The following is a 12750-nucleotide window of genomic DNA, read 5'->3' as shown; positions in this document are numbered from 1 at the left end:
TCGTTGTGAGGTCGGCTAGCCGATGTTATCTTCAGGCTAGACGGAGGTGATCCATGGCCTTTCATATCCGCGACCCCGAGACCGACGCCCTGGTTCGCCAGTTGGCCGAGAAGGCGCACGTGGGCATCACCGAGGCCGTGAAGCTGGCCGCTTCGGAAGCCTTGGCCGCGCGCGAGAAGGCGCAGGCGGAAAAGCTCGCGAAGGTCGAAGCCATCCTGGCTGAGTTCGATGCCGTGCCTCGGACGGGCCTCAAGGCGGACAAGGCGTTCTTCGACATGATCAACGGCGACTGATGTTCGTCGACGCCTCGGCCTGGACGGCCGTCTCGCTGAATGAGCCGGAACGGGATCGGCTGGTCACGGCCTTGGTCGCCGCCGACACCATCCTGACGTCTTCGATCGCCAACTGGGAAACGGTCCGCGCCCTCGTGCGGGAAACCGAGGACGGGGTGAGCGAAGCCAGCGCGCGGCTGTTCAGCTTTCAGGCGAGCCTGAATGTACGTATCGTCGAGATCGGCGCGGCTGAAGGTGTCCTGGCTCTCGAAGCCCACGCCTGCTTCGGCAAGGGCGTGCATCCGGCCCGGCTGAACATGGGCGACTGCTTTGCCTACGCCTGCGCCAAGGTTCATGGCGTGCCGCTGCTCTACAAGGGCGGCGACTTTTCCCTGACCGACATCGAGGCCGCGTGACGTCTGACGCTACCAGGATCATCGACGTCGCCGTGGTCGGCGGCGGCCCTGCCGGGCTGATCGCCGCCCAGCGTCTGGCGCGGGCCGGCCGCTCGGTCGTGGTGTTCGAGAAGATGCCGACCTTCGGGCGCAAGTTCCTGATGGCCGGCCGCGGCGGGCTGAACCTGACCCATTCGGAAGACTTCGAACGCTTCGTCGCCCGCTACGGCGATCGCGAGGCGACGCTGCGGCCGATGCTGGAGGTGTTCACCCCGGCCGATCTCGTCGCCTGGGCCAGGGACCTCGGCCAGGAGACCTTCGTCGGCGCCAGCGGGCGTGTGTTCCCCAAGGCGATGAAGGCCTCGCCGCTGCTGCGCGCCTGGCTGGCCCGACTGGAGAGTCTGGGCGTCTCTCTGCGAACCCGGTCGACCTGGGCGGGCTGGAGCGAAGACGGCGCCCTGCTGATCGATGGTCCGGACGGCCACGAAGCCTGGCGGCCGCGCGCCACGATCCTGGCCCTGGGCGGCGCCAGCTGGCCCAAGCTCGGCTCCGACGCGGCGTGGGCGAAGGCGTTGGAAGGGCAGGGGGCTCGGGTCGCGCCCTTCGCCCCGGCCAATTGCGGATTCGAGGTCGCCTGGAGCGATATCTTCCGCGACCGCTTCGCCGGCGAGCCGCTGAAGAACGTCCGCCTCACCTGCGACGGCCGCCAGGCGAGGGGCGACGCCATGGTCGCCGGCTACGGGATCGAGGGCGGGGCGGTCTACGCCCTGGCGGCCGCTCCGCGCGAGGCGATCGCCCGCGACGGCGCGGCGGTGCTGACCATAGATCTTCGCCCCGACCTGCCGGCCGAAACCCTGGAGCGGCGCCTCTCCGGCGTCCGCGGCGGCCAGTCCCTGGCCAACCACCTGCGCAAGGCGCTGAAACTGTCGCCGGTCGAGGTGAACCTGCTGCGCGAGGCCCATGGCCTGGACCTGCCGTCGCAGCCCGCGGCCCTGGCGGCGGCGATCAAGGCCGCGCCGATCCGACTGACGGCCGCTCGACCGCTGGAGCGGGCGATCTCGGCCGCCGGCGGCGTGACCTTCCAAAGCCTGGACGGCCTGGCGCTGCTGTCGCGGCCCGACGTCTTCCTGGCCGGCGAGATGCTGGACTGGGAAGCCCCCACCGGCGGCTACCTGCTGCAGGCCTGCTTCGCCACCGGCGTCGCGGCCGCACAGGCGGCGGAGAAGCGGCTCGCGGGCTAGCCTCAGAAGCTCCCGACGTGATGGATGTTGCCGTCCGGATCCTTGAACCAGGCCAGCTTCATGCCGTCGACCTCGTGCACGCCGTCCTTCACGCTCAGGCCCGGCATGTCGTAGGTCTCGAAGGCGACGCCCTTGGCTCTCAAGGCCTCGATCGCGGTGTCGAAGCGCCCGCCCAGGGGCCAGGTCACGGCCGTGCCCTGGTTGGTCCCGGCGAACTCGGACTCGTACACCGTCAGCACGACCGCGCCGGCGCGGTAGCTCTGCACGCCCATGGCGCCGTCGCCTTCGGCGGTGAGGCCCAGCACGTCCTCGTAGAACAGACGGGCTCTCGCCAGGTCCTTGACCGGCAGGGTGGGGGAGGCGTCGATCTGGCCCAGCATGGCGTGGCTCCTTCGCGTTCGTCTCCATGAAGACGTGCGAGGCGCGCTCGTTCCGACACCCGGTTGCCTTCCGCCGGAAACTCCTCTATACGGCCCGCCTCTCCGCTGGACTCCGGTTCGGCGGCGAACCTGTTTGAGAACTGCGGGGCGCGGGGTCACCAGCGCCATAATCGAGGAAGAGCCCTTCCTCGCCGTCGGGAGACAGGGATAGAGACGCCAAGATCTCCTCTCTCGCGGCTTTGCCCGAGTCAGGTGCGCGGCCGACTTTCCTTGGAACAGGCTGATGCAACTCGCGCGCGGGAGCAATTCCGCATGGGACGAGCATCTGGCTGCCGGAATGGTCCGGCCGCCTGCAACTGAGTAGGAGACCGCAATGGACCGCGCTCAAAAGCAGGAATCGATCGAGTCGCTGAAAAGCGTCTTCGCCGATGCCGGCGCTGTCGTCGTGACCCACTATACGGGTCTGACCGTTGCGGAAATGACCGACCTTCGTCTTCGCCTCCGCAAGGAAGGCGCCGCGATCAAGGTTGTGAAGAACACCCTGGCTCTGAAGGCCCTGGACGGCAAGCTCGGTGAAAAGGGCGACACGCTCTTCACCGGTCCGGTCGCCATCGCCTTCGGCCCGGACGCCGTCTCGGCCGCGAAGATCGCGGTGCAGTTCGCCAAAGAAAACGACAAGCTCAAGATTGTCGGTGGCGTTCTGGACCAGACCAACGTGCTCGACGAAGCCGGCGTGCGTGCTCTGGCGACCCTGCCGTCGCTGGACGAACTGCGTGGCAAGCTCATCGGCCTCATCCAGGCTCCGGCGACCAAGATCGCTGGCGTCCTGCAGGCCCCGGCTGGTCAGCTGGCTCGCGTTTTCAACGCCTACGCGACCAAAGACGCCGCGTAACGGTCATCCCCGCAAATCTATCCCAATCTCTCTAAGGAACTGACACATGTCGAAGCTCGAAAAGCTGGTCGAAGAACTGTCCACCCTGTCGGTGCTGGAAGCCGCTGAACTCTCGAAGCTGCTGGAAGAAAAGTGGGGCGTCTCGGCCGCCGCTCCGGTCGCCGTCGCCGCCGTCGGTGGCGCTGCTGCTCCGGTTGAAGCCGCTGAAGAGCAAACCGAATTCACCGTCGTCCTGCTGGACGGTGGCGACAAGAAGATCAACGTCATCAAGGAAGTCCGCGGCGTCCGTCCGGACCTCGGCCTGAAGGAAGCCAAGGACCTGGTCGAAGGCGTTCCGCAGAACGTCGTCGAAAACGTTTCGAAGCAGCAGGCCGACGAAGTCGCCAAGAAGCTGACCGAAGCCGGCGCCAAGGTCCAAGTGAAGTAATCCGGTTCCGCGTCGCCTGACGCGGATCTGGTCTTCATGACCTTACGAGACGGGCCCGGAGGGAAACCTCCGGGCCCGTTTTCGATTCTAACCCCTCTCCCCTTGCGGGAGAGGGTGGCCTCGCGAAGCGAGGTCGGGTGAGGGGTCTCTCAGAACCGCCCGGGCGACCCCTCATCCGTCGGCCTTCGGCCGCCACCTTCTCCCGCAAGGGGAGAAGGATTCCGGGAGTCCATTCCTCCCATCAATCACACCCTTGCCTTGACCTTCGCCGCGCCCGCCACTACGCCAGCATCAGGAAATGATAGCGGTAACTTAGTGGAGGAAATCGCATGGCTTGGCTGAACGGTGCGCGTCGACGCGCCCTGGCCCTGGGATTGGTTTCGGGTCTGGCGCTGAGCGCCGCCGCGAACCTCGCGGTCGCCGCCCCGACCACCACGGTCGACCGCAACGGTTCCTACGTCTCGGTCGAGACCTACGCCCCCAACGTCATCCGCGTGACCATCAGCCAGGACAAGGATCTGGCCAAGGCCGCCCCGGGATACGGGATCAACGGCGCGCCCAGCGACAAGGGCTGGCGCCACGACCAGAAGGCCGGCGCCGACGTCTTCACCTCTTCGGAGCTGTCGCTGGAAGTCGTCGCCCAGCCTTGGCCGGGCGCCCCCAGCCTGCAGGAGCGCTATTTCGCTCCCTCGCTGCCGCCGGTCTCGATCAAGGTCCGCAAGGCCGACGGCACCTCGCTGGTCGACATGAACGGCTGGGAGCTGTCGCCCCACGTCGTCAGCGGCGAGAAGACCTACCGCGCCGGCGCCACCTTCTCGACCACGGCCGACGAGCACTTCTACGGCCTGGGCCAGAACCAGGAGTCGGAAGGCGCGCTCGACCTGCGCGGCCGCACCATCGACTGCAAGCACGACTACGACGCCCCGCACGGCGAGACGGTCTGCGTGCCGTTCCTGGTGACCAGCAAGGGCTACGGCATCCTCTGGGACAACCCGTCGGCCACCAAGATCTATCCGGGCGTCAACGGCCGCACCCTGTGGCAGTCCAACGTCGGCGAGCGCGTGTCGTTCTTCGTCATCACCGGAAAGACCACCGACGAGATCTACGCCGGCTACCGCGCCCTGACCGGCGTCACCCCGCTGCCGCCCAAGGCCGCCTTCGGCTACATCCAGTCCAAGGCCCGCTACGAGACCCAGGCCGAGTTCATGGCCGTGGCCGACGGCTACCAGAAGCGCGGCCTGCCGCTCGACATCATGGTGCTCGACTGGTTCCACTGGACGCGGATGGGCCAGATCGACATCGACCCGACCGCCTTCCCCGACCCCAAGGGCATGAACAAGACGCTGCACGATCGCGGCGTGCAGACCATCATCAGCGTGTGGCCCCGCTTCGAGCAGGAAGGCCGCTACTTCAACTACATGGCCGACAAGGGCTATTTCCTGAAGGACGCCGACGGCAAGGTCGTCGACGGCCTGCCGTTCCGCAGCGACCGCACCGGCGCCCTGATCGACACCACCAATCCCGAGGCCCGCGACTGGTTCTGGGGCAAGATCCGCGACAACATCCTCTCGCAGGGCTTCGACTGGCTGTGGCTGGACGAGACCGAGCCGGACCTGGTGCCGTCGGGCTACTACTTCCACGCCGGCACGGGCGACCGCGTCCGCAACGCCTTCCCGCTGATGCACACCCAGCTGGCCGCCGACGGCTCGCGCCGCGACCGTCCCGACAAGCGCAACCTGATCCTGGCCCGCGCCGCCTACACCGGCGCCCAGCGCAACGGCTCGCTGTTCTGGTCGTCCGACATCTCGCCGACCTGGGAAGTGCTCAAGCGCCAGGTGCCGACCGGCCTGAACTTCACCGCTTCGGGTCTGGCCTACTGGGGCAACGACATCGGCGGCTGGCAGTGGCTGCCGCAGACCACGACGGCGACCAAGCCGCCGCTGCTCGACCCGTCGGACGCCCGCGCCGTGGTCGGCCAGAACAACGACTACCCGGAGCTCTTCACCCGCTGGTTCCAGTACGGCGTCTTCACCCCGACCCTGCGCGTGCACGGCATGCGCAAGGAGACCGAGCTGTGGTCGTTCGGCAAGGAGGCCGAAGGCGTCCTGACCAAGTACGTCAAGCTGCGCTACGCGCTGATGCCGTACCTCTATTCCATGGGCAAGACGACCTACGACACCGGCGCGCCCTTCATGCGCGGCCTGTTCATGGACTTCCCGAACGACCCGAAGGTGGCCAACATCGGCGACCAGTACATGTTCGGCCCGGCCTTCCTGGTAGCTCCGGTCACCGACCAGGGCGTCACCGAGCGCGACGTCTACCTGCCGGCTGGCGCCGACTGGTACGACTACTGGACCAACCAGAAGTACACGGGCGGCCAGACGATCCGCGTGAAGGCCCCGATCGACACCATCCCGCTGTTCGTCCGCGCCGGTTCGATCGTCCCGATGGGCGCGCCGATCCTCAACACCAGCCAGCCCCAGGCCATCCAGGCCGTGAAGGTCTGGCCGGGCCGCGACGCCGAGTTCTCGCTCTATGACGACGACGGCGTGACCAACGCCTACGAGAAGGGCGTCGGCAAGACGGTCAAGCTGCGCTGGGACGACAAGGCTGGCAAGCTCACCGCCACCGGCGACAAGGCCCTGGCGGCTCAGGCCCAGGCCGCGGTCCAGGTGGTGAAGTAAGAGACGAAGAGGGGAGGGCGGAAACGTCCTCCCCTTTTTCTTGGGTTGTGGCCGGAACTGCGGCGGCGCTCATAAGCCCCTCTCCCAGAGGGAGAGGGAGGGGCCCGCCGCGCAGCGGTGGGAGGGTGAGGGGTTACGAGGTCGGACGATGTGCCGGCGCTCCGTCAAACGCCGTAACCCCTCACCCCGACCCTCTCCCTATGGGAGAGGGAGCGAGCCCGTCGCCTACCGCTCCCCCAACGCCCCCGCCACCTCTTCCAGCCTCGGTACCCAGTCATCCGCCCCCTCCGGCGCGAAGGTCCGAACGTTGGGGTACCAGGGGCAGCCGCCCGTCCCCAGCAGCGGCCAGAGCGGGTTGGAGGCGAGGATCCAGGTCTCGACGCCGCAGGCGGCGGCCAGGTTGCTGGTCGCGGTCATCGGACCGATCATCATGTCCAGCGCGCAGGTCAGGGCCGTGACGCCTTCCAGGTCCTGCATCAGGTCGAGACCCGGCGGCTCGTGGATCTCCAGCCCCTGCGCGGCGGCGCGGGCCAGCTCCGGCCCGGGCTCGGCGTACTGCAGATTGACGAACACCGCGCCCGGCGTGCGCAGCACCGGCGTCCAGGCCTCGAACGGGGCGAAGCGGCGGTTGCGCAGGCCGCCCATCAGCCGGCTGCGCCACATGAAGCCGACCTTGCGGCCGGGCCCCAGGCTGGCCAGCCAGTCCTTCCAGTGCGCCAGCCGATCGGGATCCGGCGACAGGAAGGCGCGCGGGGCGAAGCGATCGGTCGTCGGCCGCAGCAGCGACAGCAGGGCGCCCATCGGGGCCCAGGCGTCATGGTCGCCGGCGTCCGGGACGCGGCGGGTCACGCGGCCGGCCAGGCTCGTGCCGACGTGGGCGACCACTCGCACGCCGGGGAAGGCGCGGGCGAACAGCGAGACCAGGCGCGGCTCCACCGCCAGGCTCAGCCGGCCGGCGGGACCCAGCGCGGTCAGCAGGTCGGGCAGCATCGAGCCGAACAGCACCTCGTCGCCAAGCCCCTGCTCGCCGACCAGCAGCAGCGAAAGTCCGCGCAGCGGCCGGGCCGGCGTCCAGCGCTCGCCGGGAATGTCGAAGGCCATGGCCTCGCGGCGTTCCAGCGCCAGGCGGGCGGCGTAGTCGGCCCAGCCGCCGGTGAGGTCGCCCAGGCACAGCTGGGCGAAGGCCCGGGTCATGCGCACCGAGGCGGCCTGGGGTGGGGTCGGGGCGGCGGCCAGGGCCGCGTCGCAGGCGGCCAGGGCGCCGGCCGCGTCGCCGACGTCCAGCCTGGCGATGGCGGCGTTGGCCAGCACGGGAACCTCGCGCGGACCCAGGCGCGCGGCCTCGTCGTGGAACACCGCGGCGTCCCCGTCGTCGCCGCGCTGGGTGGCGATCGAGCCCAGCAGGCTCCAGAGGTTCGGATCCTCCGGCGCCAGGGCCATGGCCTCGCGCACCACCTCGAGGGCGTCGTCGAAGCGGTCGAGGTCGCGCAGGGCGGACGCCAGGTCCTGAGCGTCGGCCAGGTCGCCCGGGGCGGCCGCGCGCACCCGCAGCAGCAGTTCGGCCGCCATGTCCGGCTGGCCCAGCCGCCGGGCCAGCCGCGCCAGGTCGCGCACGCCGTCGACGTCGGCCGGGGCCAGGCGATGGGCGGCCTGGAAGGCGGTGAAGGCCTTGGGCAGCGCGCCGGCGCGTTCGTAGACGAAGCCCAGCAGCCGCAGGGCCAGCGGCCCGCCGTGCGGGGCGGCGGCCATGGCCTTCTTCTCGGCGGCCTGGAAATCGCCGGCCGCCAGGTCGGAACCGGCGGCGATCATCAGCTTGCGGGGAACCGGCGAAACCTCGTCGATCCGGTCGGCGATCCGCTGCATCGGCGAGACCAGCGTGGTCGAGGCGTCGAGCGGGGAAGGACGCTTGAGGGACGGCAGGGCGGCGGCGGGCATGGCGATCCTTCGTCCCCGAAAGGGGGCTGAGCGGGCGTATCCCTGCTGAAACGAAGCGACGCCGTCGGATGGGGCGCTATTTCCCCCTTTCCATCCTCGTTTCGATCCCCTATATCCGCCCGTTCACGAAGACATTTCGGCGGAGTGCTTCCACGCACGTCCGCTCTTCAACGCCCCGAGGCGCGATCAACCGCCCTCAGATACGCGCGAAGGGGCGCCCATCGAGCTTCCGGTCCCGGTCGCTCGCTAGGGGAATTCCAGCGTCCGACGCTCTCCGACCAGGGGAGCGGCGAGGGTGGACGCCGAGGCATTCGAATTCACGCGCGGATTCCGTCCGCGCCGCAGGGAAAAAACATGGCGCAATCCTTCACCGGCAAGAAGCGGATCCGGAAGTCGTTCGGCCGCATCCCCGAAGCTGTGCAGATGCCGAACCTCATCGAGGTTCAGCGCTCCTCCTACGAGCAGTTCCTTCAGCGCGAGGTCCGTCCGGGCCAGCGTCGCGACGAAGGCGTCGAGGCGGTCTTCAAGTCGGTGTTCCCGATCAAGGACTTCAACGAGCGCGCCGTGCTCGAATACGTCTCGTACGAGTTCGAAGAGCCGAAGTACGACGTTGAAGAGTGCATTCAGCGCGACATGACCTTCGCCGCGCCGCTGAAGGTCAAGCTGCGCCTGATCGTGTTCGAAACCGAAGAAGAAACCGGCGCCCGCTCCGTCAAGGACATCAAGGAGCAGGACGTCTACATGGGCGACATCCCGCTCATGACCGACAAGGGCACCTTCATCGTCAACGGCACCGAGCGCGTCATCGTCTCGCAGATGCACCGCTCGCCCGGCGTGTTCTTCGACCACGACAAGGGCAAGACCCACGCCTCGGGCAAGCTGCTGTTCGCCGCCCGCGTGATCCCGTACCGCGGCTCGTGGCTCGACTTCGAGTTCGACGCCAAGGACATCGTCTACGTCCGCATCGACCGCCGCCGCAAGCTGCCGGCCACGACCTTCCTCTATGCCCTGGGCATGGACGGCGAAGAGATCCTGACCACGTTCTACGACGTCGTCCCGTTCGAAAAGCGCGCCGGCGGCTGGGCCACCCCGTACAAGGCCGAGCGTTGGCGCGGCGTGAAGCCGGAAGTCGCCCTGGTCGACGCCGACACGGGTGAGGAAATCGCCCCGGCCGGCACCAAGATCAGCGCCCGCAACGCCAAGAAGTTCGCCGACAACGGCCTCAAGACCCTGCTGCTCGGTCCGGAAGCCCTGACCGGCCGCTACCTGGCCCGCGACGCCGTCAACTTCGAGACCGGCGAGATCTACGCCGAAGCCGGCGACGAGCTGGACGTCCCGACGATCCAGGCCCTGGCCGACCAAGGCTTCGACACCATCGACGTGCTCGACATCGACCACGTCACGGTCGGCGCCTACATGCGCAACACCCTGCGCGTGGACAAGAACGCCGTCCGCGAAGACGCGCTGTTCGACATCTACCGCGTCATGCGTCCGGGCGAGCCGCCGACCGTCGAAGCCGCCGAAGCGATGTTCAAGTCGCTGTTCTTCGACGCCGAGCGCTACGACCTGTCGTCGGTCGGCCGCGTGAAGATGAACATGCGCCTCGAGCAGGAAGTCTCGGACGAAGTCCGCGTCCTGCGCAAGGAAGACGTCCTGGCCGTGCTGAAGCTGCTGGTCGGCCTGCGCGACGGCCGCGGCGAAATCGACGACATCGACAACCTCGGCAACCGCCGGGTTCGTTCGGTCGGCGAACTGCTGGAAAACCAATACCGCGTCGGCCTGCTCCGCATGGAACGGGCGATCAAGGAACGCATGTCGTCGGTCGATATCGACACCGTCATGCCGCACGACCTGATCAACGCGAAGCCCGCCGCTGCTGCGGTGCGTGAATTCTTCGGCTCCTCGCAGCTGTCGCAGTTCATGGACCAGACGAACCCGCTGTCGGAAATCACCCACAAGCGTCGTCTCTCGGCCCTCGGCCCGGGCGGTCTGACCCGCGAACGCGCCGGCTTCGAAGTCCGCGACGTTCACCCGACCCACTACGGCCGGATCTGCCCGATTGAAACGCCGGAAGGCCCGAACATCGGTCTGATCAACTCGCTCGCCACCCACGCCCGCGTGAACAAGTACGGCTTCATCGAGAGCCCGTACCGTCGCGTGAAGGACGGCAAGCCGATGGACGAAGTCGTCTACATGTCGGCCATGGAAGAGTCGAAGCACGTCATCGCCCAGTCGAACATCAAGGTCGACAGCGGCGAGATCGTGGAAGACCTGGTTCCGGGCCGCATCAACGGCGAACCGACCCTCCTGCAAAAGGAGACGGTGGACCTGATGGACGTGTCGCCGCGCCAAGTCGTGTCGGTGGCCGCCGCCCTGATCCCGTTCCTCGAAAACGACGACGCCAACCGCGCCCTCATGGGTTCGAACATGCAGCGTCAGGCCGTGCCGCTCGTCCAGTCGGACGCCCCGCTCGTGGGCACCGGCATGGAAGCGGTCGTGGCTCGTGACTCGGGCGCCGTGGTCATCGCCAAGCGCACCGGCGTCGTCGAGCAGATCGACGGCACCCGTATCGTCGTGCGCGCCACCGAAGAAACCGACGCGGCCCGCTCGGGCGTCGACATCTACCGGATGTCGAAGTTCCAGCGCTCGAACCAGTCGACCTGCATCAACCAGCGTCCGCTGGTTCGCGTGGGCGACAAGATCAGCGCCGGCGACATCATCGCCGACGGTCCGTCGACGGAGCTGGGCGAACTGGCCCTGGGCCGCAACGCGCTCGTCGCGTTCATGCCCTGGAACGGCTACAACTTCGAAGACTCGATCCTGATCTCCGAGCGCATCGTCCGTGACGACGTCTTCACCTCGATCCATATCGAGGAATTCGAAGTCATGGCCCGCGACACCAAGCTCGGTCCGGAAGAAATCACCCGCGACATCCCGAACGTCGGCGAGGAAGCCCTGCGCAACCTCGACGAAGCCGGCATCGTGGCCATCGGCGCCGAAGTCCAGCCGGGCGACATCCTGGTCGGCAAGGTGACGCCGAAGGGCGAAAGCCCGATGACTCCGGAAGAGAAGCTGCTGCGCGCCATCTTCGGCGAGAAGGCTTCGGACGTCCGCGACACCAGCCTACGCCTGCCCCCGGGCGTCGCCGGCACGATCGTCGACGTGCGCGTGTTCAACCGTCACGGCGTCGACAAGGACGAACGCGCCCTGGCGATCGAACGCTCGGAAATCGACCGTCTGGGCAAGGACCGCGACGACGAGTTCGCGATCCTGAACCGCAACATCTCGGGTCGCCTGAAGGACCTGCTGATCGGCAAGAACGCTCTGTCGGGCCCCAAGGGCCTGTCGCGCGGCGAGATCACCGCTGAAGGTCTTGCTTCAGTGGCCTCGGGCCTGTGGTGGCAGATCGCGCTCGACGACGAGAAGGCGATGGGCGAACTGGAAAGCCTGCGCCGTCTGTTCGACGAGAACCGCAAGCGCCTCGACCGTCGTTTCGAAGACAAGGTCGACAAGCTGCAGCGCGGCGACGAACTGCCCCCGGGCGTCATGAAGATGGTCAAGGTCTTCGTGGCCGTGAAGCGCAAGCTTCAGCCGGGCGACAAGATGGCCGGCCGTCACGGCAACAAGGGCGTCATCTCGCGCATCCTGCCGATCGAGGACATGCCGTTCCTCGCCGACGGCACCCACGTGGACCTCGTGCTGAACCCGCTGGGCGTGCCTTCGCGCATGAACGTCGGTCAGATCTTCGAAACCCACCTGGGCTGGGCCTGCGCCAACCTCGGCAAGCAGATCACCGGTCTGCTCGAGGACTGGCAGCACGGCGGCCAGAAGGACGCCCTGGTCAAACGTCTGCGTGACGTCTATGGCCCGGACGAAGAGCTGCCGGACACCGAGGAAGACCTGGTCGAGCTGGCCAAGAACCTGGGCAAGGGCGTTCCGATCGCCACCCCGGTGTTCGACGGCGCCCGGATCGAAGACATCGAGAGCCATCTCGAAATGGCCGGCGTCAACGCGTCGGGTCAGTCGATCCTGTTCGACGGCACCACCGGCGAGCAGTTCAAGCGTCCGGTCACGGTCGGCTACATCTACATGCTGAAGCTGCACCACCTGGTCGACGACAAGATCCACGCCCGTTCGATCGGTCCGTACTCGCTGGTCACCCAGCAGCCGCTGGGCGGCAAGGCCCAGTTCGGCGGTCAGCGCTTCGGGGAAATGGAAGTGTGGGCTCTGGAAGCCTACGGCGCGGCCTACACCCTGCAGGAAATGCTGACGGTGAAGTCCGACGACGTGGCCGGCCGGACCAAGGTCTACGAGTCGATCGTCCGCGGCGACGACACGTTCGAAGCCGGTATCCCGGAAAGCTTCAACGTGCTGGTCAAGGAAATGCGCTCGCTCGGCCTGAACGTCGAGCTGGAGAACAGCTGATCCGGATCTCCCTCCCTCGCGCGAAACGCGGGGGAGGGGCCCTCTTCAGCCGCTCTCTGACTTAGAATTTTCGCGGGTAGTCCCGCAGAAGGAACCAAG

General features: G+C 67.6%; 8 protein-coding genes and 2 pseudogenes. 7 read left to right on the top strand and 3 right to left on the bottom strand.

Going from position 1 to position 12750, the window contains the following annotated elements:
• Positions 1-53 precede the first annotated feature (53 nt).
• The 3 genes and pseudogenes from AC07NS_RS16630 to AC07NS_RS16620 all read left to right on the top strand — a co-directional run.
• Positions 54-293, top strand: coding sequence for a type II toxin-antitoxin system VapB family antitoxin (locus AC07NS_RS16630; RefSeq protein WP_494604985.1), 240 nt, complete (start codon positions 54-56; stop codon positions 291-293).
• On the top strand, positions 293-688 hold the full coding sequence (locus AC07NS_RS16625) for a type II toxin-antitoxin system VapC family toxin (protein ID WP_494604983.1): 396 nt from the start codon (positions 293-295) through the stop codon (positions 686-688). Before AC07NS_RS16630 ends, AC07NS_RS16625 begins: the two co-directional genes overlap by 1 nt.
• A pseudogene (locus AC07NS_RS16620) lies at positions 669-1908 on the top strand (TIGR03862 family flavoprotein); the annotation flags it as partial. The gene AC07NS_RS16625 and the pseudogene AC07NS_RS16620, both read left to right, overlap by 20 nt.
• A gap of 2 nt (positions 1909-1910) precedes the next feature.
• On the opposite strand, the gene AC07NS_RS16615 reads toward AC07NS_RS16620, so the two are convergent.
• Positions 1911-2288, bottom strand: a complete 378-nt coding sequence (locus AC07NS_RS16615) for a VOC family protein (RefSeq protein WP_494604981.1) — start codon at positions 2286-2288, stop codon at positions 1911-1913.
• Positions 2289-2661: 373 nt separating this feature from the next.
• Here AC07NS_RS16615 and rplJ point away from each other — a divergent pair, with 373 nt between their 5' ends.
• From rplJ to AC07NS_RS16600, 3 genes are all read left to right on the top strand, one after another.
• Entirely contained in the window at positions 2662-3180 is a 519-nt protein-coding gene (gene rplJ, locus AC07NS_RS16610) for a 50S ribosomal protein L10 (RefSeq protein ID WP_494604979.1), read from the top strand.
• A 46-nt stretch (positions 3181-3226) separates the two neighbouring features.
• Positions 3227-3607, top strand: coding sequence for a 50S ribosomal protein L7/L12 (rplL, locus tag AC07NS_RS16605; protein WP_110117852.1), 381 nt, complete (start codon positions 3227-3229; stop codon positions 3605-3607).
• A gap of 329 nt (positions 3608-3936) precedes the next feature.
• Complete coding sequence (locus tag AC07NS_RS16600) at positions 3937-6291, top strand: glycoside hydrolase family 31 protein (RefSeq protein WP_494604978.1); 2355 nt, start codon at positions 3937-3939, stop codon at positions 6289-6291.
• A 77-nt stretch (positions 6292-6368) separates the two neighbouring features.
• Here the strand turns inward: AC07NS_RS16600 and AC07NS_RS16595 are convergent.
• Positions 6369-6476: pseudogene (locus AC07NS_RS16595) on the bottom strand (hypothetical protein); the annotation flags it as partial.
• 40 nt (positions 6477-6516) lie between these two features.
• The gene (locus AC07NS_RS16590) at positions 6517-8226 is read right to left on the bottom strand and encodes a tetratricopeptide repeat protein (protein WP_494604976.1); all 1710 of its coding nucleotides are present in this window, start codon (positions 8224-8226) and stop codon (positions 6517-6519) included.
• Positions 8227-8580: 354 nt separating this feature from the next.
• On the opposite strand from AC07NS_RS16590, the gene rpoB reads away from it, so the two are divergent.
• Positions 8581-12651 (top strand): DNA-directed RNA polymerase subunit beta, encoded by a 4071-nt coding sequence (rpoB, locus tag AC07NS_RS16585; RefSeq protein ID WP_494604975.1) that lies wholly within the window; start codon positions 8581-8583, stop codon positions 12649-12651.
• The last annotated feature ends 99 nt before the right edge of the window (positions 12652-12750 follow it).

The sequence above is a fragment of the Caulobacter sp. GW821-FHT10A10 genome (genome assembly GCF_059415745.1).
Note: the sequence above shows the minus strand (reverse complement) of the source record. Positions and strands in the feature narration are given on the sequence as shown.

Excerpts from the sequence above, each read along its gene's own strand:
- AC07NS_RS16630 (WP_494604985.1), top strand. The coding sequence starts at position 54 with ATGGCCTTTCATATCCGCGACCCCGAGACCGACGCCCTGGTTCGCCAG.
- AC07NS_RS16625 (WP_494604983.1), top strand. The coding sequence starts at position 293 with ATGTTCGTCGACGCCTCGGCCTGGACGGCCGTCTCGCTGAATGAGCCG.
- AC07NS_RS16615 (WP_494604981.1), bottom strand. The coding sequence starts at position 2,288 with ATGCTGGGCCAGATCGACGCCTCCCCCACCCTGCCGGTCAAGGACCTG.
- rplJ (WP_494604979.1), top strand. The coding sequence starts at position 2,662 with ATGGACCGCGCTCAAAAGCAGGAATCGATCGAGTCGCTGAAAAGCGTC.
- rplL (WP_110117852.1), top strand. The coding sequence starts at position 3,227 with ATGTCGAAGCTCGAAAAGCTGGTCGAAGAACTGTCCACCCTGTCGGTG.
- AC07NS_RS16600 (WP_494604978.1), top strand. The coding sequence starts at position 3,937 with ATGGCTTGGCTGAACGGTGCGCGTCGACGCGCCCTGGCCCTGGGATTG.
- AC07NS_RS16590 (WP_494604976.1), bottom strand. The coding sequence starts at position 8,226 with ATGCCCGCCGCCGCCCTGCCGTCCCTCAAGCGTCCTTCCCCGCTCGAC.
- rpoB (WP_494604975.1), top strand. The coding sequence starts at position 8,581 with ATGGCGCAATCCTTCACCGGCAAGAAGCGGATCCGGAAGTCGTTCGGC.